Here is a 23,912-nt window from a genome sequence, read left to right as displayed (position 1 = left end):
CTGAGAACGACGCGTCAAGCATAAATTGCAGTTTTATTACTCGACCTTGAGGGTGACCCGCGCAAAGGCCTTCTTGCCGGCCTGACAGACGTGAGTCGAGCCCACCTTGAATAGGAAGGTGCGATCAACCACTTCCCCATCAACACGCACCCCACCCGACCCCAGCAGGTCGCGAGCACCGGCGGCGTTCTTCACCAGACCCGCCTTATTGAGGACAGAAGAGATCGGCATGTCCTCAGCCGAGGTCAGCTCGACTTCCGGCAGGTCTTCCGGCAACTCACCATCCTTCATGCGATTACCAGCGGAGCGATGCGCATTGGCAGCTGCCTCTTCGCCATGGAAGCGCGCAACGAGCTCTTCAGCCAGCTTGATCTTGATGTCACGCGGATTCGCGCCCTGCTCAATATCACGCTTGAACTGCTCGATCTCATCCATGGAACGGAAGCTGAGCAGTTCGAAATAGCGCCACATCAGTGCATCAGGCATGGAAACGAGCTTGTTGTACATCACACCCGGAGCCTCCTGGATACCTACGTAGTTACCCAGGGACTTGGACATTTTCTTCACACCATCCAAGCCTTCCAGCAATGGCATGGTGACGATGCACTGCGATTCCTGACCATAGGCACGCTGCAGCTCGCGCCCCATCAGTAGGTTGAACTTCTGATCGGTACCACCCAGCTCGACGTCGGCCTTGAGCGCCACGGAGTCATAGCCCTGCACCAGCGGGTAGAGGAATTCATGAATAGCGATCGGCTGGTTGCTGGTGTAGCGCTTGTCGAAATCGTCGCGCTCGAGCATGCGCGCCACGGTGTATTGCGACGCCAGGCGAATGAAGTCGGCTGGCTTGAGCTGATCCATCCAGGTAGAGTTGAATGCCACCTCGGTCTTGGCCGGATCAAGAATCTTGAACACCTGCTGCTTATAGGTCTCGGCGTTGTCCAGAACCTGCTCGCGGGTCAGCGGCGGACGAGTTGCGCTCTTGCCACTCGGATCGCCGATCATCCCGGTGAAGTCCCCGATCAGGAAGATCACCTGATGCCCCAGCTCCTGGAACTGACGCAGCTTATTAATAAGCACGGTATGACCGAGGTGCAGATCCGGCGCGGTCGGGTCGAATCCCGCCTTGATGCGTAGCGGCTGACCACGCTTCAGCTTTTCGACCAGCTCAGCCTCAACCAGAACCTCTTCCGCACCGCGCTTGATCAGCGCCAGCTGCTCTTCGACCGACTTCATGACAGAACCCGCAACCACTGGAAATTGAAAGGGAACCAACCATACAAGATCGCAAACTAATTACAAGTTTTGCTCCAGCAAAGCCGCAGAACACCTCCGCTCGACATGTCAAGGGTTGCCCCTCAGCGGATTTGGTTATATTTTATACAGTTAATGCATATTCCAAGAAAACGCCTCACGCCATGACGCAACATACTCCCAAAGCCCCGCCCTACCCGAAGAGCCACATCCTGGCTGCTAGCGGTGTAGCTGCGCTGCTGAGCCTGGCTCTGCTGGTGTTTCCTTCGCGCGAAGTCGAAGCGCAGAAGACCTTCCTCGACCTGGATCTCGGCAACGATGCCGAACTGGTGCTGCAAGAGAAAGACGACCTCCGAGCGGGACAGCCCGCCGATGGCGCCGCCTCGCCTTTCGCCATGATCGAGCAGAGCGAGGAAGGTACCGAACACAGCGCCGGACACGACGCTGATGACAAGAATCCAGCAACAACCGCCTCCACCCCTTCCGATCCTCGCCAGCAGAACATCACTGTCCGCAACGGCGATACCCTGTCCACCGTCTTCGCCAAGGTTGGCCTCAACGCCAACGATCTGCACGAGGCTCTCAACAGCAGCAAGGAGGCCAAGCAGTTCGGCCGCCTGAAAGTCGGCCAGGTGCTGGAGTTCGAACTGGACGAGAGCGGCAAGCTCAAGTCCCTGCAGAGCAAGCTGAGCGACCTGGAAAGCATCCGCCTGAGCCGCGACGACAAGGGCTTCGACTTCCAGCGCGATCTGGTCAAGCCGGAGGTGGTCACCGCCTACAGTCGCGGCGTGATCGACAGCTCGCTGTTTCTATCCGCCAAACGCGCCGGCCTCTCGCACAACCTGACCATGGAACTGGCCAACGTGTTCGGCTACGACATCGATTTCGCCATGGATATTCGCGAAGGCGACGAGTTCGAGTTGGTCTACGAAGAGAAGGTGGTGAACGGCAAGCGTGTCGGCACCGGCGACATTCTTTCGGCGCGTTTCACCAATCGCGGCAAAACCTATACCGCGGTGCGCTACACCAGCAAGCAGGGCACAACCAGCTACTACAACGCCAACGGCGAGAGCATGCGCAAGGCCTTTATCCGCACTCCCGTGGACTTCGCCCGTATCAGCTCGCGCTTCTCCACGGGCCGCAAGCATCCGATCCTGAACAAGATCCGCGCACACAAGGGCGTGGACTACGCGGCGCCACGCGGCACGCCGATCAAGGCCGCCGGCGACGGTCGCGTCAGCCTGGCCGGTCGTCATGGCGGCTACGGCAACACAGTGATCATCCAGCACGGCCAGCGCTACCGCACCCTTTATGCGCACATGCAGGGCTTCGCCAAGGGCATCCGCAACGGCAGCTCCGTCAAGCAGGGGCAGATCATCGGCTATATCGGCACCACCGGCCTGTCCACCGGACCGCACCTGCATTACGAGTTCCAGGTCAACGGCGTGCACGTCGACCCACTGAGCCAGAAACTGCCAATGGCCGACCCGATCGCCGCCAGCGAGAAGCAGCGATTCATGCAGTTGAGCAAGCCACTGATGGCGCGCATGGATCAGGAAAAGGCCACCATGCTCGCAGCCAACAAGCGTTAAGCCATGCCCCTCTATCTCGGCGTGATGTCCGGCACCAGCCTGGACGGAATAGACATCGCGCTGATCGAGCAGGACCAGCATACTCGCCTGCTCGCCACCCAGTATCGCCCCATGCCGCCGCAGTTACGCGACGAACTGCTGGCGCTGTGCGCCTCGGGTGCGGATGAGTTGGCACGCGCGGCGATCGCCGAACAGCGCTGGGTCGAACTGGCCGCCGCGGGCATAAACGAGTTGCTGCGGCAGCAAGGACTGAGTGCGCAGCAGATTCGCGCCATTGGCAGCCACGGCCAGACCGTGCGTCATGAACCCGCGCGTGGTTTCACCATCCAGATCGGCAATCCCGCCCTGCTCGCCGAGCTGACCGATATCGGCGTGGTCGCCGACTTCCGCCGCCGCGATGTCGCCGCCGGCGGCCAGGGCGCCCCCCTGGTGCCGGCCTTCCACCAGGCGCTGTTCGGCTATAGCGAACGACATATCGCGGTGCTCAACGTCGGTGGTTTCAGCAACCTCAGCCTGCTCTCGCCCGGACAGGACGTGCTGGGCTTCGACAGCGGCCCGGGCAATGTCCTGCTGGACGCCTGGATTCAGCACTGCAAAGGCCAGAGCTACGACCGCGACGGTGCCTGGGCAGCCAGCGGCCAGGTGCAGCCGGCCTTGCTTGCCCGCCTGCTTGCCGATCCGTTCTTCGCCACGCAAGGACCGAAGAGCACCGGGCGCGAGCTGTTCAATCTGGGCTGGCTGTTGGGCCAGGTGCAGGCGCTGCCGGCCATGGCCGCCGAGGATGTGCAGGCGACCCTGGTCGAGCTGACGGCCAGCAGCATCGTCAGCGCTCTGCGCCAGGCCCAACCTAGCACCGACGCACTACTGGTATGCGGCGGCGGGGCGCATAACGCCTTGCTGATGCGCCGGCTCGCCGAGCTGCTGGCGGACACCCTTGTCACCAGCACGGACGCTCAGGGCATAGATCCGGACTGGGTCGAAGCGATGGCCTTCGCCTGGCTGGCTCATTGCGCCCTGGAAGGTATCGCCGGCAATCGTCCCAGCGTGACCGGCGCACGGGGACCGCGGGTACTAGGCGCCATCTACCCGGCGTAGCAACCTGGCGAGGCACAGTAACGGCCGCAGACTGAGCGCAGCGAATAAACGAAAACGCCGCGCATCAAGCGCGGCGTTTCCCATTAAGCGCAGACTCAGATCGAGAACGACGAGCCGCAACCGCAGGTAGTGGTGGCGTTGGGGTTCTTGATTACGAAGCGCGAGCCTTCTAGGCCTTCCTGATAATCGACCTCGGAGCCCACCAGATACTGGAAGCTCATGGCATCGACCACCAGGCTGACGCCTTCGCGCTCGACTATGGTGTCGTCCTCGGCCACATCCTCATCGAAGGTGAAGCCGTACTGGAAGCCCGAGCAGCCACCACCGGTGACGAACACGCGCAGTTTCAGGCGCGGATTGCCCTCCTCATCGACCAGGGTCTTCACCTTGCTGGCCGCACCCTGGGTGAAGTGCAAGGGGGCAGGGGTGAAGGTTTCGACGCTCATGCTATGACTCCCGGCGCCATGCGCCATACTGCGTTGGGCGTGCATTATCCGCTTGCCCCAGAAAATTGGTCAACTATTGCTCGACATCCAGCGTCTCGGGCAACTCCAGCGGCCGCACGCTCTCCTTCATATGACAGAGCCGTCCTTCGATCTGCGCGCCCATGGCCATTTCCATCAGGCCATAGTGCAAATTGCCGCGCACGCGCGAACGCGCGCCCAATTCCAGATGACCGCTGGCGAAGACATCGCCCATCACCTCGCCGTCTATCACTATATGGGGTGCGCGCACCTCGCCTTCAACCAGGCCACCGACACTCACCCGCACCATCCCCTCGCTCGCCAGCAGGTTGCCGGTCACCCGACCGTCCACCTGCAGCGCCCCCTGAAAGCGCATATCGCCGAGCAGTTCGGCGCCGGCGGCGATCAGACTGGTCTTGCCACTGAAACGCTGCAAATCGGGTTTGGCCTTGTTCTTATTCCACATTGGCGGATGTCACTCCTCGTCTATCCATTCGAATGTACGGTCCAGCGGCTTGTCGCCCTTGACCTCGGCGCGAACCTTGACCTGGCGGGGCTCGAAGCCTTCCGGCAGTTGCAGCTCGCCGAAGCGTCCGGCTTCGGGGAAGGACTGGAAGTGTTTGAAGGAGAAGGGTATCGATGCCGCGCTCACTTCATCGGACAGCGCCGACAGTTCCAGACTGGCATCCTTGCCGCCCTGTCGACCCTCGACCGTGATACGCAACTGCCCCTGCAGCGGCTGGTCACCGGTGCCGACCCGGCTCATCAGCAATTTGTAGCGGAAACGCCTGGGGTTGTCCGTGGCCTGCAACTCAAAGGCGCGAATACGCAGGCCTTCGCGACGACTGGCGGGCGCCAGCACGCCCTTGTAGAAGGCCAGGTCCTGTTGTTGCTTGAAGATCTGCTCCTCGAGCAGCTTGATGGTACGGCGGTTCTGCTCGATGGCCTGCTGACTGACCTTCTCGCTGCTGCCCACTACCACCAGACGCTGGCGTAACAGCTCCAGCTCCTGTTCCTGCTCCGCCAGGCGGGTCAGCAGCGCATGGGTGTCGCCCTGCTCCCGCTGCGCCTGGCGCTCGGCCCACACCATGCCGAGCCAGAACGCCAACGGCACAGCCAGCAGCAGCAGGATCAGCAACGCGTGACGGCGCCGCTCGCCGCGTGGATCGCTGACGCGAACCTCCCACATGGGGGTCACGGCAGCAGGGCTGCGTGAGACAGGCCGAGGCGCTCGTCGAGACCGAAGAGGATGTTCATGTTCTGCACGGCCTGCCCGGAGGCGCCCTTGACCAGGTTGTCGATCACCGACAGCACCACCACCAGTTCGCCACCCTGCGGACGGTGCACGGCGATACGGCAGACGTTGCCGCCGCGTACACTGCGTGTCTCCGGATGGCTGCCGGCCGGCATCACGTCGACGAAGGGCTCATTGGCATAGCGACGTTCGAACAGCGCCTGCAGGTCGACCGAGGTGTCGGCCACACGCGCGTACAGGGTGGCATGGATGCCGCGGATCATCGGGGTCAGGTGCGGCACGAAGGTCAGCCCGACCTCGCCGCCGGCAGCCTGGCGCAGGCCCTGGCGAATCTCCGGCAAGTGGCGGTGGCCCTTGACCGAATAGGCCTTCATGCTCTCGCCGGCCTCGCAGAACAGCGAGCCGACGCTGGCGCCGCGACCGGCGCCGCTGACGCCGCTCTTGCAATCGGCGATCAGGCTGGCGGGGTCGGCCAGGCCGGCTTCGAGCAGCGGGATCAGGCCGAGCTGAGCGGCGGTCGGATAGCAGCCGGGCACGGCGATCAGGCGCGCCCCCTTGATCGCCTCACGGTTGACCTCGGGCAGGCCATAGACCGCTTCGGGTAGCAGACCGGGGGCGCCGTGCGGCTGGCCGTACCACTTGGCCCATTCCTCGGCGTCCTGCAGACGGAAGTCGGCGGACAGGTCGATCACCCGCGTGCCGGCGGCCAGCAACTCGCCGGCCAGGGCATGGGCGACGCCATGCGGAGTGGCGAAGAACACCACGTCGCAGGCTCCCAGGGTGGTTGCGTCAGGTACGCTGAAGGCCAGGTCCGGATAGTGGCCGCGCAGGTTGGGATAGAGCTCGTCGACGCGCAGGCCGGCCTCTGAGCGCGAGGTGATGACGGCCACCTCCGCCTGCGGGTGTTGCGCCAGCAGGCGCAGCAGTTCGACCCCGGTGTAACCCGTGCCGCCGACGATTCCGACCTTGATCATCACATGCCCCTTTGCAAAAGCCATTGGAAAGATGCCGATGATAAAGCCGCATCGGCCAAGCTCCAACCGCGCAGGTGACGCAAACCGTCGCCAGCCTCTACTATCGAGGCCATCTACTCGCGCAAGGATCGACCATGCTCTATCTCTGGCTCAAGGCCCTGCACATCGTCGCCATGGTCTGCTGGTTCGCCGGCCTGTTCTACCTGCCACGGCTGTTCGTCTACCACGCGATGAGCGGCGACGACGCCAGCCACGAGCGCTTCTGCACCATGGAGCGCAAGCTCTACCGTGGCATCATGATCCCCTCGACGCTGGCTACCCTGGGCCTCGGCATCTGGTTGCTGAGCCTCAACCCCGGCTACTACTTCGCCCAGGGCTGGATGCACGCCAAGCTGACCCTGGTGATCGCCCTGGTGATCTATCAGCATCTGTGCGGCGCCCAGCTCAAGCGTTTCGCCCGCGGCGAGAACACCCGCAGCCACGTGTTCTACCGCTGGTTCAACGAGGCGCCGGTGCTGGCGCTGCTCGGCATCGTCATTCTGGTCGTCGTCCGCCCCTTTTGAGGAAAGCCGTCATGTCCCTGCCCGCCCTGCTCGAACAACGCCTGCGTCTGCCGCTGGTGGCCGCACCGATGTTTCTGGTGTCCAACCCGACGCTGGTCAGTGCCTGCTGCGATGCCGGCATAGTCGGCAGTTTTCCCGCGCTCAATCAGCGGGAAAGCGCCGGCTTTCGCGCCTGGCTCGAGGAGATCGAGGCCAGCCTGAGCACCGACGCCGCACCCTTCGCGGTCAACCTGATCGTCCATCAGAGCAATCCACGGCTGCAGGCGGATCTGGCGATCTGCGTCGAGCACCGCGTGCCCATCGTCATCACCAGCCTTGGCGCGGTGAAGGAAGTGGTCGACGCGGTCCATAGTTACGGCGGCCTGGTATTCCACGACGTGACCACCCGCCGCCACGCCGAGAAAGCCGCCGAAGCCGGTGTGGATGGCCTGATCGCGGTCGCCGCCGGGGCCGGCGGGCATGCCGGCACCTGGAGCCCGTTCGCCCTGCTCGCCGAGATCCGCCAGTTCTTCGACAAGACCCTGCTACTGTCCGGTTGCCTCAACCACGGCCACGAGCTGCTCGCCGCGCAGTTGCTCGGCGCCGACCTGGGCTATATGGGCACGCGCTTTATCGCCACCGGCGAGAACGATGCGCCGCAAGCCTACAAGGACATGATCCTCGCGGCTCACGCCGCCGACATCATCCACACTCCGGCGGTTTCCGGCGTGCCGGCCAGCTTCATGCGCCAGAGCCTGGAGCAGGCCGGCTACGACCTCAAGCAGCTGCAGAACAAGGCCGACATCAACTACGGCGAGAAACTCAAACCCGTGAATGACGAGGCCAAGGCCTGGAAGACCGTATGGTCGGCCGGCCAGGGCGTCGGCGGCATCGACGATCTACCCAGCGTCGGCGAACTGGTGGCGCGTCTGGACAGCGAGTATCGCGCCGCGCTGCAGCATGCCGGAAGCCTGGCGCAGCGCTGGCCGCGCTGAAGCGCTATCGAGGCCGGGCTGATCCATGCGCCAGCGTTTCCTGCGCCACCGTCAGACGGCCGAAATATCGTCGCGAACTGTAGCGCCTGCCGCTTGTGCAGTGCCCTGCCGGCACTCTAGGCTTTATCCATCCCGCCACCCGCTGCAGACAAGGAAGCTCGCATGAACTCCCCTCGCTACAAGATCGTGTTCGACGGCGAACTGATGCCCGAAATGACGCTGGACTCGGTGAAGGACAACCTCGCCCGCCTGTTCAAGAGCGACATGGCGCGCATCAACGGCCTGTTCAGCGGCGCCCAGGTGGCCCTCAAGCGCGGTCTCGGGGAAAGCGAGGCCGATCAGTACCTCAATGCCTTGCAAAAGGCCGGCGCCAAGGTGCGCAAGGAACTGGATCATGCCAGCGGCGGTTTGAGCCTGCTGGCCACCGACGACCACCCCGTCGAGAAACCGAGCGCAGCGCAGCCCGACACCCCGACAGTGACCTGCCCCAGGTGCGCTCACGAGCAGCCGCAGGCCGACGAATGCTCGGCCTGCGGCATCATCATCGAGAAATATCTGGCTCGCCAGGCCCAGCAGGCCGCGATGACTCAGGGCGCACCGGCGGCGGCGCCGAGCAGCGCCTCGCCTTATGCGCCGCCGCGGGCAAACGTCGCCGAACAGTTGCCGGAGTTCAGCGAACTCAAGGTATTCGGCGTCAGCGGCCGGATTGGCCGCGTGCGCTACCTGGGCTGGAGCATGGCCATGTTCCTCTGCACGCTGCCGGTATTGCTGCTGGGCATGGGCGCCGCGGCACTCTCCGATATGCTGGGGATGCTCCTGCTCGCGGCCGCGCTCGTGACGATGATGGTGGTCAGCGTCTGCTTCGGCGTACAGCGCCTGCACGATATCGGCTGGTCCGGCTGGCTCTGGCTGGTCAACTTCATCCCGGTGGTCGGCGGCGTGTTCGCCCTGCTGATGCTGATCATCCCCGGCAGCCAGGGCGTCAACCGCTTCGGCCCGCCGCCACCGCCCAACAGCGGCGCGGTCAAGCTGCTGGCCTGGCTGTTCCTGCTGGTGCCGATCACCGGCATCATCGCAGCCATCACCATCCCGCAGTATCAGGGCTATGTCGAGCGCGCCGCCGAATACCAGGGGCAATAACCCAGCACCATGCCCAGCTATGCATTGATCACCGGCGCGTCCAGCGGTATTGGCCTGGCCCTGGCCGAGGCCCTGGCGCGCCGTGGGCGCAACCTGATTCTGGTTGCTCGCCGGCGCGACGCCCTGGAAAGCATCGCCTGCGAGCTGGCGCAGCGCTTCGGCGTCGAGGTGCTGTTCCGCCTCTGCGACCTCAGCGAGCCGCTGCAGCTGTCCGGCCTGCTGCACGAGCTGGAGCAGAGCCAGCTGCATATCGAGCTGCTGGTGAACAGCGCCGGCCTCGGTTGCGCCGGCCCCTTCCTGGAGCAGGACTGGGGCCGCGAGCGGGAACAGCTGGAGGTCAACGTCCTGGCCCTGACCCGTCTGTGCCAGGACATCGGCCAGCGCATGGCCGAACAAGGCGGCGGCCAGATCCTCAACGTGGCCTCGCTCGCCGCCTTCCAGCCCGGCCCATGGATGAGCAGCTACTACGCCAGCAAGGCCTATGTGCTGCATTTTTCCGAGGGCCTGCGCGAGGAACTGCGCGAGCATGGCGTACGCGTCTCGGTGCTCTGCCCAGGGCCAACGCGCAGCGCCTTCTTCCGCACCGCGCAGATGGACGCCGCCCGGCTGGACGGTGGCAAGTGGATGATGAGCGCCGAAGAGGTCGCTCTGATCACCGTACGCGCACTGGCGAAGAACCACGCCATCATCCTGCCCGGCTGGCGTAATCGCCTGCTGGCAATGGCCCCCCGCCTGGCGCCGCGCTGGCTGCTGCGCAAGCTGTGCGGCCGCCTGATACGTCCCTATACCCGCGCCTGAGCAGCCGACTCAACCGGCACCGACCGTGCGCCCCTCGGCCCAGCCGCGCAACTCCGCGAGCTGCTCGGCCATCACCACCGACAGCGGCGCCGTGCCCTCTAGCGCACGCAGCAACAAGCCCTGATCCACCGCCTGCTGCTGCGCCTGGCCGGCGTACAGGGCGCTGACCACCGCCTGCTCGATCTCCGCCCCGGAAAAGCCCTCGCTGGCCGCGGCCAGCTGCGCCAGATCGAAGTCCGCCGGCTCCAGCTCGCGGCGCTGCAGGTGGATGCGGAAGATTTCCGCGCGCACCTCGGCACTGGGCAGGTCGACGAAGAACAGCTCATCGAAGCGGCCCTTGCGCACCAGCTCCGGCGGCAGGCGATCGATGGCGTTGGCAGTGGCCACCACAAACACCGGCGCCTTGCGCTCGGCCATCCAGGTCAGCAGGGTGCCGAGCACGCGCTGGCTGACGCCGCCGTCGTGATCGCCGCTGGCCAGGCCCTTCTCCACCTCGTCCATCCACAGCACGCAGGGCGCCATCTGCTCCGCCAGGCGCAGCGCCTCGCGCAGGTTGCGCTCGGTCTCGCCGAAGAACTTGTTGTACAGGCAGGCGAAATCCAGGCGCAGCAGTGGCAGGCCCCAGAGCCCGGCCACCGCCTTGGCCGCCAGGCTCTTGCCGCCGCCCTGCACGCCAACCAGCAGCACGCCCCGGGGCGCGTCGACGCCCCTGCCCTCGAGGAAACCGACCTGGCGCTCGGCCAGCCAGCGCTTGAGGTTGAGCAGGCCGCCGACGTCGGCGAAGCGCGCGGTGTCGTACTCGAAACTGAGCACGCCTTCCAGGTCAAGCAGCTGGAACTTGGTCTTGTTCAGTTCCGGGATATCTTCCTGGGTGATCGCGCCGTCGTCGCAGATCACGTTGCGCGCCAGTGCCCGCGCCTCGGCGTGGCTCAGACCGCGCAGGTTCTTCACCACCTGCTGCAGGGTGCGGTTGTCGGTGCGTACCCGCGCGCCGCGGTTGCGCTCGCTCCATTGAGCGGCCTCGGCGCGGACGATGCTCAGCAGCTCGTCCTCCGACGGCAGCGCCAGGCTGAAGCGCGCGGCGTAGCGCTGGACCTCGGGAGGCAGCCTGAGCGAGTGCGACACCAGCACCAGGCTCGGCTTGTGCGCCGCCTCGTTCATGGCGATCTCCTTGAGCAGGCGCACCAGGCGTGGGTTTTCGTCGAGGAAGGGATGCAGGTCGCACATCACGTAGAGGTTCGGCTGGAGATCGGCCTTGATCAGCCGCAACGCGGCCTCGGGCTCCAGACCGGCCTCCTCGTCCAGCGGAGCGCCGCCGAAGCCCAGCCGCTGCAGGCCCTCGGTCACCGACCAGGTATGCAGGCCGAGACCGCGCTTGATCGCCAGGCCGGTCAGGGTCTCCAGCACGCGCAACTCGTCCCAGGACTCGATGACGATCAGCTTGACCTTGGAATCCAGCACCAGGCCGAGATCATGGATATCGTTCTTCACCGCCACTCCTTGTGAGCGCGCCGCCGGTTGGCCGGCCCTGGCGCACGACGTTAGACTCAGGACTTCCAGCAATGACCCGGGAACCTGCCCATGGACTGCCTGTTCTGCAAGATCGTCGCCGGTGAGATTCCGGCGCGCAAGCTCTACGAAGACGATCAGCTCATCGCCTTCCACGACATAGGCCCGCAGGCGCCGGTGCACTTTCTGGTGATCCCCAAGCGCCATATCGCCAGCCTGACCGACCTCAGCGAAGCCGACAAGGCGCTGGCCGGCCACCTGCTCTACAGCGCCCAGCGCCTGGCCAGCGAGCAGGGCTGCGACGAAGGTTTTCGCCTGGTGATGAACTGCAACGAGCTCGGCGGCCAGACCGTCGGCCATATCCATATGCACGTACTCGGCCAGCGCCAGCTGCACTGGCCGCCGGGCTGATGCGGCCAGCCGCCTCAGGCCCGGCTCCGCGCTTTGCAGTACACTGACGCCCTTGACTTTCCGGAGGTGCTCCATGGCCAGCGAACGCCAGTATTCCCCCGCCGACCGCCTGCTGCTGCAGGCCGATGCCGCCCTGCGCACGCTGCTGCCGTTCAGCGGCCATTCCAGCCGCCCCTCGCCGGCCATCGTGCAGAACGAGGCGGAGCTGTCCGCCGAGGAAACCCGCCATATCGCCGGTCTGATGCGCATCAACCACACCGGCGAGGTCTGCGCCCAGGCGCTTTATCAGGGCCAGGCGCTGACCGCCAGGCTGCCCGAGGTGCGCGGCGCCATGGAACAGGCCGCCGACGAGGAGATCGACCACCTGGCCTGGTGCGAGCAGCGCATCCGCGAACTGGGCAGCCAGCCCAGCCTGCTCAATCCGTTGTTCTATGGTCTGTCGTTCGGTGTCGGCGCGGTGGCCGGGCTGGTCAGCGATCGCGTCAGCCTGGGCTTCGTCGCCGCCACCGAGGATCAGGTGTGCAAGCACCTGGACGAGCATCTGGAGCAGATTCCCGAGCACGACGCCAAGTCGCGGGCGATTCTCCAGCAGATGCGCATCGACGAGCAGCAGCACGCCGACAGCGCCCTGGATGCCGGCGGCCTGCGCTTTCCCGCGCCGCTCAAGCTGGGCATGACGCTGCTGTCGAAGGTGATGACCAAAAGCACGTATCGCATCTGAACGAACAAGGGCGCCGATTGGCGCCCTTGTCGTTTGCAGCGGAGCTATTTAGCCCAGCTCGATGATTTCGTAATCATGACTGATAGCCACTCCGGCGCGCCCGAGCATGATCGAGGCCGAGCAGTATTTGTCCGCCGACAGCTCCACCGCCCGCTTGACCTGGGCCTCTTTCAGCCCGCGGCCCTTGACCACGAAGTGCAGGTGGATCTTGGTGAACACCTTGGGCTCCTCGCCGGCGCGCTCGGCATCGAGGAACACCTCGCAGCTCTCCACCGGCTGCCGCGACTTGCGCAGGATGCTGACGACGTCGAAGTTGCTGCAGCCACCGAGGCCGATCAGCAGCATCTCCATCGGGCGAATGCCCAGGTTGCGCCCACCGGCTTCCGGCGGGCCATCCATCACCACGGCATGACCGCTGCCAGACTCACCGAGGAACAGGGCTTCGCCGGCCCACTGCACGCGCGCTTTCATCGATTCGGCCTTCCTAGATTGCAAAGACGCGCAGGTTAGCACAGCCATTTGCCATTCCGCTGTGGGGCCTGCTCGGCAAAGTTCCGTGGGGTATTGTTAGCCAGATCGCAAAACGCGCCCCGGTCGTAGCATGTCTGTTAAGCTGGCGCCGGTTTGCTGGCACACTGGTAAGGATAACCAATAAGAAATTGCCTGTTGGACAAGGGCCTTCATTTTTATATTCGGGACTCGGGCATGGTCGCTATTACCCTTACACCTAAAGTCAAGCACCTCGACAAACTCCTCGCGCACTGTCATCGCCGCCGCTATACGGCGAAGAGCACCATCATCTATGCGGGCGATCGCTGCGAAACCTTGTTCTTCATCGTCAAGGGCTCGGTCACCATCCTGATCGAGGATGACGATGGCCGCGAGATGATCATCGCCTACCTCAATGCCGGCGATTTCTTCGGCGAGATGGGCCTGTTCGAGAAGGACGGCACGGAAAAGGAACGCAGCGCCTGGGTGCGCGCCAAGACCGAATGCGAGGTGGCGGAGCTGAGCTACGCCAAGTTCCGCGAACTGACCCAGCAGGACCCGGACATCCTCTACGCCCTTGGCAGCCAGATGGCCGAGCGCCTGCGCAACACCACGCGCAAGGTCGGCGACCTGGCCTTCCTCGACGTCACCGGCCGCGTCGCCCGCACCCTGCTCGACCTGTGCAAGCAGCCCGACGCCATGACCCACCCGGACGGCATGCAGATCAAGATCACCCGCCAGGAAATCGGCCGGATCGTCGGCTGCTCGCGGGAAATGGTCGGCCGCGTGCTCAAGGCACTGGAAGAACAGGGCCTGGTACACGTCAAGGGCAAGACCATGGTGGTATTCGGCACTCGCTGACAAACAGCGTGCACAAAAATGCCGGGAGCATTTTTGTGCGCAAGCCCCGAAGGGGTGAAGCACATGGATGTGCTGAACATAAAAAAGCCGGCAGGAATGCCGGCTTTTTTCTGCGCGCCAGTTTCAATCGGGATCGTTGCCGACCACAGCTGGCCGTCCGCGTTCGGGAAAGAACAGCCGCTGCAGTTCGCCGCCCGGGTTCTCGGCCCGCATAAAGGCTTCGCCGACCAGGAAGGCGTAGACCCGGTTGATTTCCATCAGCTCGACATCCGCGCGGTTGAGGATGCCGCTCTCGGTCACCACCAGGCGATCGCGCGGGATGCGCGGCAGCAGGTCCAGAGTGGTTTCCAGCGACACCTCGAAGCTGTGCAGGTTGCGGTTGTTGATGCCCACCAGCGGCGTGTCCAGAGTCGTCAGCGCACGCTCCAGTTCGTCGCCGTCGTGCACCTCGACCAGCACGTCTAGACCGACCTCCTTGGCCGCCGCCGCCAGCTCGGCCATGCGCACGTCGTCCAGGCAGGAGACGATCAGCAGCACGCAGTCGGCACCGAGGGCACGGGCCTCGACGATCTGGTAGGGGTCGACCATGAAGTCCTTGCGGATCACCGGCAGCGCGCAGGCGGCGCGGGCCTGCTGCAGGTATTCGTCGGCGCCCTGGAAGAAATCGATATCGGTCAGCACCGACAGGCAGGTGGCGCCACCCGCTTCGTAGCTGCGCGCGATGTCGGCCGGGACGAAGTCGGCGCGCAGCACGCCCTTGCTCGGCGAGGCCTTCTTGATCTCAGCGATCACCGCCGGCTGTTTGCGCGCCGCCTGCTCCAGCAGCGCGCGGGCAAAGCCGCGCGGCGCGTCGGCAGCGCGTGCCGTGGCCTCGAGTTCGGTGAGGCCGACCCGGGCGCGACGTGCCGCCACTTCCTCGAACTTACGGGCGACGATCTTCTCCAGTACGGTTGGCACGCTCACCCTTCGTTCTCCTGTTTGAATACCGCGGTAAAGGACACCAGCTCTTCCAGCTTCTCCCGTGCCAGCCCGGTATGCAGGGCGTCGTGCGCCAGCTGCATGCCTTCGCGCAGGCTGCTGGCGTGGTCGGCGGCGTACAGCGCGGCGCCGGCGTTGAGCACGATCATGTCGGCGGCCTTCTGACCGTTGTCGGTCTTGCGCCGGCCGAGAGCATCGCGGATCAGTTCCAGCGACTGCTCGGCGTTGTCGACGGTCAGGCCGATCAGGCTCTGGCTCTTGATGCCGAAATCCTCGGGCTGGATGCGGTACTCGCTGACCGCGCCGCCCTTGAGCTCGGCGACGAAGGTCGGCGCGGCCAGGCTGATCTCGTCCAGGCCATCCTGCGCGTGCACCACCAGCACGTGTTCGCTGCCCAGGCGCTGCAACACCTCGGCCATGGGTCGGCACAGCGCCTGGCTGAATACGCCGATGACCTGATGCCTGGCACCGGCCGGGTTGGTCATTGGACCGAGCATATTGAAGATGGTGCGCAGGCCCAGCTCGCGGCGCGGGCCGATGGCGTACTTCATCGCCCCGTGATGGGACGGGGCGAACATGAAGCCGACGCCGACGCTCTCCACGCAGCGCGCCACCTGCTCGGGCTTGAGTCCCAAGTAGACCCCGGCAGCTTCCAGCAGATCGGCGCTGCCGCTCTTGCCCGAGACCGCGCGGTTGCCGTGCTTGGCCACCTTGCCGCCGGCCGCGGCGACGACGAAGGCCGCCGCGGTGGAAACATTGAAGATGTTCATGCCGTCGCCGCCGGTGCCGCAGGTATCGACCAGTCGCTCGGCGTCGATCACCACCGGCGAGGCCAGCTCGCGCATCACGCTGGCGGCGCCGACGATTTCGTCGATGGTCTCACTCTTCATGCGCATGCCCATGAGAAAGGCGCCGATCTGCGCGTCGGTGCACTGCCCGGTCATGATCTCGCGCATCACCGCCTGCATTTCCTCGGTGGTCAGATCGAGCTGAGCGACGATCCGGCCCAAGGCTTCCTTGATATTCATGCGCGTACGCCTCCGGTCTGCTTGAGGAAGTTGGCGAACAGTTCGTGGCCCTGCTCGGTGAGGATGGACTCGGGGTGGAACTGCACGCCCTCGATATTCAGGGTCTTGTGGCGCAGGCCCATGATCTCGTCGACCGAACCGTCTTCATGCTGGGTCCAGGCGGTGATCTCCAGGCAATCCGGTAAAGTCTCGCGCTTGACCACCAGGGAATGATAGCGGGTCACGGTGAGCGGGTTGTTCAAGCCGGCGAACACGCCCTTGTCCTGGTGGAACACCGGGCTGGTCTTGCCATGCATCACCTGGCGCGCGCGCACCACGTCGCCGCCGTAGGCCTGGCCGATGCTCTGGTGGCCGAGACAGACGCCGAGGATCGGCAGCTTGCCGGCGAAATGCAGGATGGCCTCGATGGATACCCCGGCCTCGCTCGGCGTGCAGGGGCCGGGCGAGACGACGATGCGCTCGGGTTGCAGAGCCTCGATCTGGCCGATGGTCAGTTCATCGTTGCGGATCACATGCACGTCGGCGCCCAGCTCGCCGAGGTACTGCACCACGTTGTAGGTGAAGGAGTCGTAGTTGTCGATCATCAAAAGCACGGTACGGCTCCTCTTATTCCTGGGCCAGGACGGCGGTCTGTTCGGCGAGCGCGACGGCGCGGAACATGGCGCGGCGCTTGTTCAGGGTTTCTTCCCACTCCAGGGCGGGCACCGAGTCGGCGACGATGCCGGCGCCGGCCTGCACGTGCAGCTCGCCGTCCTTGATCACTGCGGTACGGATCGCGATCGCGGTGTCCATGTTGCCGTTCCAGGCGTAGTAGCCGACCGCGCCGCCATAGACGCCGCGCTTGACCGGTTCGAGCTCGTCGATGATCTGCATGGCGCGGATCTTCGGCGCGCCGGACAGGGTGCCGGCCGGCAGGATGGCGCGCAGCGCGTCCATCGCCGACAGCTCGGGTTTGAGCTGACCGGTGACGTTGGAGACGATGTGCATGACGTTGGAATAGCGCTCGATGACCATCTTCTCGGTGAGCTTGACCGAGCCGATCTGCGACACGCGGCCGGTGTCGTTACGGCCCAGGTCGATCAGCATCAGGTGCTCGGCGACTTCCTTGGCGTCGGACAAGAGGTCCACCTCCAGCGCCTTGTCCGCCTCTTCGCTGGCGCCGCGCGGGCGGGTGCCGGCGATCGGGCGCACGGTGACCAGGCCGTCCTCGACGCGCACCAGCACCTCGGGCGAGGAGCCGACCACATGGAAGTCGCCGAAGTTGAAGAAGTACATGTAGGGCGTCGGGTTGATGCAGCGCAGCGCGCGGTACAGGTCGATGGGCGCGGCCTTGAAGTCGATGCTCATGCGCTGGGAGATCACCACCTGCATGCAGTCGCCGGCGAGGATGTACTCCTTGATCGCGCTGACCGCCGCCTCGTAGTCGCCCCGGCTGTAGCTGGAGCGGAACGCCGGCTCCTCGCCCAGCGGCGCGGACAGGTCCACGCCCAGGCGCGGGGTGATCGGCTGGCGCAGCTTGTGCAATATCTCGCGCAGGCGCGCCTGGCCCCGCTCGAAGGCGTCCGCCTCGGCCGGGTCGGCGAGGACGATGGCGTGCATCTTGCCCGCCAGGTTGTCGAACACCACCACGGCGTCGGAGACCATCAGCAGGATGTCCGGGGTACCCAGCGGATCGGGATTGGGGCAGGTGGCCAGCTTCTGCTCGACGTAACGCACGCTGTCGTAGCCGAAGTAGCCAACCAGGCCGCCGTTGAAACGCGGCAGGCCGGCGATGCTCGGCACCTGGTAGCGCGCCTTGAACTGCTCGACGAAATCCAGCGGGTCGGCGCTCTGCTGGCGCTCGACCTCGACACCGTCGGTGCTGACCACGACGTCATGGCCGTGCACGCGCAGCACGGTGCGCGCCGGCAGGCCGATGATCGAGTAGCGCCCCCATTTCTCGCCGCCCTGCACGGATTCCAGCAGGTAGGAGTTGGGCGCGTCGGCCAGCTTCAGGTAGATGGACAGCGGCGTGTCGAAATCCACCAGGGTTTCGCAGGCCAGCGGAATGCGGTTGTAGCCTTCGGCGGCTAAACGCAGGAATTCTTCATGGGTCATGATCGGCCTCATGGCTCGGGGAAAACGGTCGGGTGCAAACGGGCCGCGCGGCGGCGGCAGGACGAAGTCAGGCGCGCCAGCGCCAGCGGGCCAGGGCCTTGATGACCTTCATCCAGAGTTTGCAGCTAACCACCACGGTGCGATCTCGACAGGCGGGGGAATAACAGGAGCGGCCACGGTAGCGCAGCCGCTCGGGCTAAGCAACCCGTAGCAGCCCGCTTGCGGGCGATTCGGTGATCGCCGCAAGCGGGCTGCTACGCACAGATGGGGCTACAACAGCTCGGCCAGGCTATCGACCACCAGACCCGGCTCTTCCTCGGCGATCGGCCGGCCATGGTTGTAGCCATAGCTCACCGCCACGCTGGGCACGCCGGCGGCGCGGGCGGCCAGCACATCGTTGCGCGAGTCGCCGACGAACAGTGCGTGGGCCGCATCGACGCCGGCCAGGTGCATCACCTGCAGCAGCGCGGCCGGGTCCGGCTTCTGCTGCGGCAGGGTGTCGCCACCGATGATCCAGCGAAAGTAGCCGCCGAGGCCGACCTGATCCAGCAGCGGGGCGACGAAGCGCTCCGGCTTGTTGGTCACCACCGCCAGCTCCACCGCCGCGGTGCTCAGCGCCTCGAGCAGCTCGTGCACGCCCGGGTAGAGTGCCGTCAGCTCATGGCAGTCGGCGTAGATCTCGAGAAAGCGCGCCAGCGCCGCTTCCGCCTCGGCCTCGCCTACTGCGGAGTGATCCAGGCCGCCGGCCAGGGCGCGGCGTACCAGCACCCGTGCGCCGTTGCCGACCCAGTCGCGCACGCGGTCGACGCCGGCAGGCTCGCGGCCCAGTTCCACCAGCATGCGATCGACCGCGGCCGCCAGATCCGGCACCGAGTCGATCAGGGTGCCGTCCAGGTCGAACATCACCAGACGCGGCAGGTCGCCGCCACACAGGCGGTGCAGCGGTTTCATCCACGCACCTGGGCCAGCTCGGTGCGCATGGCGTCGATCACGGCCTTGTAGTCCGGCTGGTTGAAGATCGCCGAGCCGGCGACGAAGGTGTCGGCGCCGGCCGCGGCGATCTCGCGGATGTTCTGCACATTGACCCCACCGTCGATCTCCAGACGGATCTCGCGGCCGCTGGCATCGATCAGCGCACGCGCCTCACGCAGCTTGTCGAGGGTGCCTGGGATGAACTTCTGCCCGCCGAAGCCGGGGTTGACGCTCATCAGCAGGATCATGTCGACCTTGTCCATCACGTGCTTGAGCACGTCCAGCGGGGTGGCCGGGTTGAACACCAGACCGGCCTTGGCGCCGCCGGCCTTGATCAGCTGCAGCGAGCGATCGATATGCTCGGACGCTTCCGGGTGGAAGGTAATGTAAGTAGCCCCCGCCTCGATAAAGTCGCCGATGATGCGATCGACCGGCTTGACCATCAGGTGCGCGTCGATCGGCGCGGTGATGCCGTACTTGCGCAGCGCCGCGCAGACCATCGGGCCGATGGTCAGGTTGGGCACGTAGTGGTTGTCCATCACGTCGAAGTGGACGATGTCCGCGCCGGCGGCGAGTACGTTGTCCACTTCCTCGCCCAGACGGGCGAAGTCGGCGGAGAGGATCGACGGGGCGATGGCGAAGGGTTGCATGGCGCACCTCGGTGACAGTCACGAAAGGCGCGCATTGTACCCGAGGCTGGGTAGAGCTGTGGGAGCGGTCTCGACTACAGGGGTGGCCGACACCGGGACTTTGCAGGCGGAACCGCCCCCACAGATTTAGAGCGCCCACGCGCGGCGCAGGAGTACAGCGCTTGCGGCGAAGGCTCAGGGACGAGCACGCCACGCCTCGAAACGCTGGTCGAGAAGCGCGCCGTGCTCGCTCCAGAAGTCCACGTCCATGGCAAGCGCGTACCGCAAATTGGCCGGCGCCGTCGGCAGGCGCGCCACGCGTTCGGGCGTTAGCGCGGCCAGCGCCTCGGGGTTGACCGGGCCATAAGGGATCGACTCGGCAAAGGCGCGCTGCGGCCCCGGCTGGCTGACGAACTGGATGAAGCGGCGCGCTTCGGGGCCATTCAAGCTCCCCTTGGGGATCGCCCAGTAATCGAAGTCATAGATGCTACCGGCCCACACCAGGTCCAGGCCGTCGCCCTGATCCTGAGTCGCGCCGATGCGACCGCTGTAGGCGGCGCTCATGACCAGGCTGCCGTCGCGCAGGCCACGCACCGGTTCCTCGCCGGCTTTCCACCAGCGGATATGCGGCTTGATCTGCTCCAGCTTGCGGAACGCCCGCTCAACTCCGGCCGCCGTGGCCAGCGTGGCGTAAACCCGATCCGCCGGCACGCCATCGGCCAGCAGGGCAAACTCCAGGTTGTACTTGGCCCCCAAGCGCAGCCCCCTGCCCCCCGGGAAACGTTCCAGGTCCCAGAAGTCCGCCCAGCTACGAGGGGCTTCGCGCAGATGGGCCGGGTTATAGGCCAGCACCATGGACCAGACGAAGCTGCCCACACCGCAGGGGCGCAGGGCGCCGGGCGTCAGCCCCTCGAGCGCCTGGGATTCGTCGAGGGGCTGGAATACACCCGACTCGCAACCGCGCGCCAGCTCCGGCGCCTCCACCTCGACCACATCCCAGGTGACATGCTGCATGGTCTGCATGCGCCGCAGCTTGGCGAGGTCGCCATTGTAGGAACCGTTGATAACCAGCACGCCACTGGCCTCGCGGTAGGGGGTGTAGAAGGCTTGGCGCTGGGCGTCACGGACCGAGCCACCGAACGAGATCACGGTGAGCTGGGCGGCGGCGCCCGGTAAGGCGATGAACAGGCACAACAGGGCAAGACTCCAGCGCGACATGACCACCTCCGCAATGCGACGACGGCAACACTTGGCTACCGTCAGTTTTCCAGGCTTACGCCAGCTCGTCGAAACACTCGGCGAGGATCGCAAGCCCCTTGTCCAGCAGGGCGTCTTCGGCGGTCAGCGGCACCAGTACGCGCAACACGTTGCCGTAGGTGCCGCAGGACAGCAGGATCAGGCCCTTGTCGCGCGCCTTGGCGACGATCTGGCTGGTCAGGGCAGCGTTGGGCTTGTGCAGGTCGCCATTCTCGAACAGTTCCACTGCGATCATCGAGCCCAGCGCGCGCACGTCACCGATGGCCTTGTGCTTGGCCTGAATGGCCTTGAGGCCAGTGACCAGACGCTCGCCAACGGCCTTGCAGCGATCCAGCAGTTTCTCTTCCTCGAATACCTCCATCACCGCCAGGGCCGCGGCGCAGGCGATCGGGCTGCCGGCGTAGGTGCCGCCCAGACCGCCGGGGGCGATGGCGTCCATATACTCGGCCTTGCCGCACACGCCGGCCACCGGGAAACCGCCAGCGATGGATTTGGCGAAGGTGGTCAAATCAGCAGCAACGCCCATCTGCTCCATGGCGAAGAAGGTGCCGGTACGGCCGGCGCCGGTCTGCACTTCGTCGGCGATCAGCAGGATGCCGTGCTGGTCACACAGGGCGCGCAGGCGCTGCATAAAGGCCTTCGGCGCGACATAGAAGCCGCCCTCGCCCTGTACCGGCTCGATGATGATGGCGGCGATATCGCGGGGCTCGGCGTCGTTCTTGAACACGCGCTCGATGCTGGCCATGGCGTCATCCACGCTCACGCCGTGCAGTTCACAGGGGTACTGGGCGCGGTACACGCCACCGGGCATCAGGCCCATACCGGCCGAGTACGGCACAACCTTGCCGGTCAGGCTCAGGGTCATCATGGTGCGGCCGTGGTAGCCGCCGGTAAAGGCGATCACCCCGGCGCGGCCGGTGGCGGCGCGGGCGATTTTCACCGCGTTCTCCACGGCTTCGGAGCCAGTGGTGACCAGCAGGGTCTTCTTGGCGAAGTCGCCCGGCACGCGCGCGGCGACCTTCTCCGCCACTTCCACGTAGGGCTCGTAGGCCAGCACCTGGAAGCAGGTGTGGGTCAGCTTGGTCAGCTGCTCCTGCACCGCGGCGATGATCTTGGGGTGCAGGTGGCCGGTGTTGAGCACGGCGATGCCGCCGGCGAAGTCGATGAACTCGCGGCCCTCGACGTCGGTGACGGTGGCGTTTTCCGCCTTGGCGGCGAAGATCGGGTGGATCTGGCCCACGCCACGCGGAACGGCGGCGGTGCGGCGTTGCATCAAAGATTCGTTGGTCTTGCTCATGATTTGCCTCGGGCAGGGTGCGCCATGCGCACCGGGTCAAAGTTCATGGTGCGCGCGACCTAGGCGGCCCCGCGCACCCTACGGAGTCGAGCGGGACGGCGACTACAGGGCCATACAGAGGTATTTGATCTCCAGATACTCATCCAACCCGTACTTGGAGCCTTCGCGGCCCAGGCCGGAGGCCTTCATGCCGCCGAAGGGCGCCACCTCGGTGGAGATCACCCCGGTGTTGATGCCGACCATGCCGTATTCCAGGGCCTCGGCCACGCGGAACACGCGGCCCAGGTCGCGGGCGTAGAAGTAGGCGGCCAGGCCGAACTCGGTGTCGTTGGCCTGGCGGATCACCTCGGCCTCATCCTTGAAGCGGAACAGCGGCGCCAGCGGACCGAAGGTCTCCTCGCGGGCCACCGCCATCTCCGCGGTGACGCCGCTGACGATGGTCGGCGCGAAGAAATTGCCACCCAACGCCTCGCCGCCGGCGAGCAGGGTCGCGCCCTTTTCCAGGGCGTCATGCAGATGGCGCTGCACCTTGGCCACCGCCTCGGCATTGATCAGCGGACCGGTGGTGATGCCCTCGTGCATGCCGTTGCCGACCTTGAGCTTGGCCACGGCTGCCTGCAGTTTCTCGGCGAAGGCGTCATACACGCCGTCCTGCACATAAAGACGGTTGGCGCACACGCAGGTCTGCCCGGCGTTGCGGTATTTGGAGATGATCGCCCCTTCCACCGCCGCATCCAGGTCGGCGTCGTCGAAGACGATAAAGGGCGCGTTGCCGCCCAGCTCCAACGACAGCTTTTTCAGACTCGGCGCGCATTGCTGCATCAGCTTGATGCCGACGCCGGTGGAGCCGGTAAAGCTCAGCTTGCGCACGATGGGGTTGTCGCACAGCTCGCCGCCCACTTCGCGGCTGGCCTCGACGTCGGCCGGGATCACGCTAAGCAGCCCCGCCGGGATGCCCGCGCGCTCGGCCAGGTGCGCCAGCGCCAGCGCCGAGAACGGCGTCTGCGGCGCCGGCTTGAGCACCATGGCGCAACCCGCCGCGAAGGCCGGACCGGCCTTGCGGGTGATCATCGCGCTGGGGAAATTCCAGGGGGTGATGGCGGCGGCGACGCCTACCGGCTCCTTTTGCACCAGGATGCGCTTGTCCGCCGCGTGCGCCGGAATCACATCGCCATAGGCGCGCTTGGCCTCCTCGGCGAACCACTCGATAAATGAGGCGGCGTAGGCGATCTCGCCGCGCGCCTCGGCCAGCGGCTTGCCCTGCTCGGCGGTCATGATCCGCGCCAGGTCTTCCTGGTTGGCCAGGATCAGCTCGTACCAGCGGCGCAGCGTCTGCGCGCGCTCCTTGGCAGTCAGCGCGCGCCAGGCCGGCTGGGCCAGACGCGCCGCCTCGATGGCGCGGCGGGTCTCGGTGCGGCCCATATTGGGCACGCTGCCGATCGGCTCGTCGGTGGCGGGATTGCGGATCTCCGTGCGCGCGCCGCTGTCGGCCTCGCACCACTGGCCGTTCACGTAGGCCTGCTGACGCAGCAGGCCGGGGTCGTTCAATTGCAG

General features: G+C 65.6%; 24 protein-coding genes and 1 pseudogene. 9 read left to right on the top strand and 16 right to left on the bottom strand.

The window, feature by feature from the left end; all coding sequences use genetic code 11:
• Positions 1 to 36: 36 nt before the first annotated feature.
• Positions 37 to 1,236, bottom strand: a complete 1,200-nt coding sequence (gene tyrS / locus ACUTAF_RS24275; protein WP_445582372.1) for a tyrosine--tRNA ligase — start codon at positions 1,234 to 1,236, stop codon at positions 37 to 39.
• A 182-nt stretch (positions 1,237 to 1,418) separates the two neighbouring features.
• Here tyrS and ACUTAF_RS24270 point away from each other — a divergent pair, with 182 nt between their 5' ends.
• Positions 1,419 to 2,846, top strand: a complete 1,428-nt coding sequence (locus ACUTAF_RS24270; RefSeq protein ID WP_445582371.1) for a peptidoglycan DD-metalloendopeptidase family protein — start codon at positions 1,419 to 1,421, stop codon at positions 2,844 to 2,846.
• A gap of 3 nt (positions 2,847 to 2,849) precedes the next feature.
• Complete coding sequence (locus tag ACUTAF_RS24265) at positions 2,850 to 3,941, top strand: anhydro-N-acetylmuramic acid kinase (protein ID WP_445582370.1); 1,092 nt, start codon at positions 2,850 to 2,852, stop codon at positions 3,939 to 3,941.
• Positions 3,942 to 4,036: 95 nt separating this feature from the next.
• On the opposite strand, the gene erpA is transcribed toward ACUTAF_RS24265, so the two are convergent.
• From erpA to argC, 4 genes are all read right to left on the bottom strand, one after another.
• Positions 4,037 to 4,387, bottom strand: a complete 351-nt coding sequence (erpA, locus tag ACUTAF_RS24260; RefSeq protein ID WP_004373465.1) for an iron-sulfur cluster insertion protein ErpA — start codon at positions 4,385 to 4,387, stop codon at positions 4,037 to 4,039.
• 73 nt (positions 4,388 to 4,460) lie between these two features.
• Complete coding sequence (locus ACUTAF_RS24255) at positions 4,461 to 4,871, bottom strand: bactofilin family protein (RefSeq protein WP_445582369.1); 411 nt, start codon at positions 4,869 to 4,871, stop codon at positions 4,461 to 4,463.
• 9 nt (positions 4,872 to 4,880) lie between these two features.
• The gene (locus tag ACUTAF_RS24250; RefSeq protein WP_445582368.1) at positions 4,881 to 5,594 is read right to left on the bottom strand and encodes a DUF6776 family protein; all 714 of its coding nucleotides are present in this window, start codon (positions 5,592 to 5,594) and stop codon (positions 4,881 to 4,883) included.
• Between the two features lie 5 nt (positions 5,595 to 5,599).
• Positions 5,600 to 6,634: an N-acetyl-gamma-glutamyl-phosphate reductase gene (gene argC / locus ACUTAF_RS24245; protein ID WP_445582367.1), complete on the bottom strand. Its 1,035-nt coding sequence runs from the start codon at positions 6,632 to 6,634 to the stop codon at positions 5,600 to 5,602.
• 134 nt (positions 6,635 to 6,768) lie between these two features.
• Between argC and hemJ the strand changes: the two genes are divergently transcribed.
• The 4 genes from hemJ (at position 6,769) to ACUTAF_RS24225 (ending at position 10,109) form a co-directional block, all read left to right on the top strand.
• Positions 6,769 to 7,197 carry a protoporphyrinogen oxidase HemJ gene (gene hemJ, locus ACUTAF_RS24240; protein WP_445582366.1) on the top strand — a complete coding sequence of 143 codons (429 nt, stop codon included), beginning with the start codon at positions 6,769 to 6,771 and terminating at the stop codon, positions 7,195 to 7,197.
• A gap of 11 nt (positions 7,198 to 7,208) precedes the next feature.
• Positions 7,209 to 8,171, top strand: coding sequence for an NAD(P)H-dependent flavin oxidoreductase (locus tag ACUTAF_RS24235; RefSeq protein WP_445582365.1), 963 nt, complete (start codon positions 7,209 to 7,211; stop codon positions 8,169 to 8,171).
• Positions 8,172 to 8,333: 162 nt separating this feature from the next.
• Positions 8,334 to 9,311 (top strand): DUF805 domain-containing protein, encoded by a 978-nt coding sequence (locus ACUTAF_RS24230; protein WP_445582364.1) that lies wholly within the window; start codon positions 8,334 to 8,336, stop codon positions 9,309 to 9,311.
• 9 nt (positions 9,312 to 9,320) lie between these two features.
• On the top strand, positions 9,321 to 10,109 hold the full coding sequence (locus tag ACUTAF_RS24225) for an SDR family NAD(P)-dependent oxidoreductase (protein WP_445582363.1): 789 nt from the start codon (positions 9,321 to 9,323) through the stop codon (positions 10,107 to 10,109).
• 9 nt (positions 10,110 to 10,118) lie between these two features.
• Here ACUTAF_RS24225 and ACUTAF_RS24220 read toward each other — a convergent pair whose 3' ends face one another.
• A complete protein-coding gene (locus ACUTAF_RS24220; protein WP_445582362.1) occupies positions 10,119 to 11,600 on the bottom strand; it encodes an AAA family ATPase in 1,482 nt (493 codons plus the stop codon).
• A gap of 90 nt (positions 11,601 to 11,690) precedes the next feature.
• Between ACUTAF_RS24220 and ACUTAF_RS24215 the strand changes: the two genes are divergently transcribed.
• Together ACUTAF_RS24215 and coq7 are read left to right on the top strand one after the other, a co-directional pair.
• On the top strand, positions 11,691 to 12,029 hold the full coding sequence (locus ACUTAF_RS24215) for a histidine triad nucleotide-binding protein (RefSeq protein ID WP_445582361.1): 339 nt from the start codon (positions 11,691 to 11,693) through the stop codon (positions 12,027 to 12,029).
• A gap of 73 nt (positions 12,030 to 12,102) precedes the next feature.
• Positions 12,103 to 12,750, top strand: a complete 648-nt coding sequence (coq7, locus tag ACUTAF_RS24210) for a 2-polyprenyl-3-methyl-6-methoxy-1,4-benzoquinone monooxygenase (protein ID WP_445582360.1) — start codon at positions 12,103 to 12,105, stop codon at positions 12,748 to 12,750.
• 48 nt (positions 12,751 to 12,798) lie between these two features.
• On the opposite strand, the gene ACUTAF_RS24205 is transcribed toward coq7, so the two are convergent.
• Complete coding sequence (locus ACUTAF_RS24205; protein WP_445582359.1) at positions 12,799 to 13,221, bottom strand: OsmC family protein; 423 nt, start codon at positions 13,219 to 13,221, stop codon at positions 12,799 to 12,801.
• Positions 13,222 to 13,455: 234 nt separating this feature from the next.
• On the opposite strand from ACUTAF_RS24205, the gene crp reads away from it, so the two are divergent.
• Positions 13,456 to 14,100, top strand: a complete 645-nt coding sequence (crp, locus tag ACUTAF_RS24200) for a cAMP-activated global transcriptional regulator CRP (protein ID WP_445582358.1) — start codon at positions 13,456 to 13,458, stop codon at positions 14,098 to 14,100.
• Positions 14,101 to 14,223: 123 nt separating this feature from the next.
• Here crp and trpC read toward each other — a convergent pair whose 3' ends face one another.
• The 9 genes and pseudogenes from trpC to gabD form a co-directional block, all read right to left on the bottom strand.
• A complete protein-coding gene (gene trpC / locus ACUTAF_RS24195) occupies positions 14,224 to 15,063 on the bottom strand; it encodes an indole-3-glycerol phosphate synthase TrpC (RefSeq protein WP_445582357.1) in 840 nt (279 codons plus the stop codon).
• The gene (gene trpD / locus ACUTAF_RS24190) at positions 15,060 to 16,106 is read right to left on the bottom strand and encodes an anthranilate phosphoribosyltransferase (protein WP_445582356.1); all 1,047 of its coding nucleotides are present in this window, start codon (positions 16,104 to 16,106) and stop codon (positions 15,060 to 15,062) included. Before trpD ends, trpC begins: the two co-directional genes overlap by 4 nt.
• Entirely contained in the window at positions 16,103 to 16,699 is a 597-nt protein-coding gene (locus tag ACUTAF_RS24185) for an aminodeoxychorismate/anthranilate synthase component II (RefSeq protein ID WP_445582355.1), read from the bottom strand. The genes trpD and ACUTAF_RS24185 overlap by 4 nt, the downstream gene beginning before the upstream one ends.
• A gap of 13 nt (positions 16,700 to 16,712) precedes the next feature.
• The gene (gene trpE, locus ACUTAF_RS24180; RefSeq protein ID WP_445582354.1) at positions 16,713 to 18,203 is read right to left on the bottom strand and encodes an anthranilate synthase component I; all 1,491 of its coding nucleotides are present in this window, start codon (positions 18,201 to 18,203) and stop codon (positions 16,713 to 16,715) included.
• A gap of 67 nt (positions 18,204 to 18,270) precedes the next feature.
• Positions 18,271 to 19,154 (bottom strand): annotated as a pseudogene (locus tag ACUTAF_RS24175) (phosphoglycolate phosphatase).
• Positions 19,151 to 19,825, bottom strand: coding sequence for a ribulose-phosphate 3-epimerase (gene rpe / locus ACUTAF_RS24170; RefSeq protein WP_445582353.1), 675 nt, complete (start codon positions 19,823 to 19,825; stop codon positions 19,151 to 19,153). Before rpe ends, ACUTAF_RS24175 begins: the two are co-directional and overlap by 4 nt.
• Positions 19,826 to 19,999: 174 nt before the next feature.
• Entirely contained in the window at positions 20,000 to 21,022 is a 1,023-nt protein-coding gene (locus tag ACUTAF_RS24165; protein ID WP_445582352.1) for an ABC transporter substrate-binding protein, read from the bottom strand.
• Positions 21,023 to 21,077: 55 nt separating this feature from the next.
• Complete coding sequence (gene gabT / locus ACUTAF_RS24160) at positions 21,078 to 22,358, bottom strand: 4-aminobutyrate--2-oxoglutarate transaminase (protein ID WP_445582351.1); 1,281 nt, start codon at positions 22,356 to 22,358, stop codon at positions 21,078 to 21,080.
• A 102-nt stretch (positions 22,359 to 22,460) separates the two neighbouring features.
• A complete protein-coding gene (gene gabD, locus ACUTAF_RS24155; protein ID WP_445582502.1) occupies positions 22,461 to 23,912 on the bottom strand; it encodes an NADP-dependent succinate-semialdehyde dehydrogenase in 1,452 nt (483 codons plus the stop codon).

The sequence above is a fragment of the Pseudomonas sp. SP16.1 genome (assembly GCF_052682975.1).
Note: the sequence above shows the minus strand (reverse complement) of the source record. Positions and strands in the feature narration are given on the sequence as shown.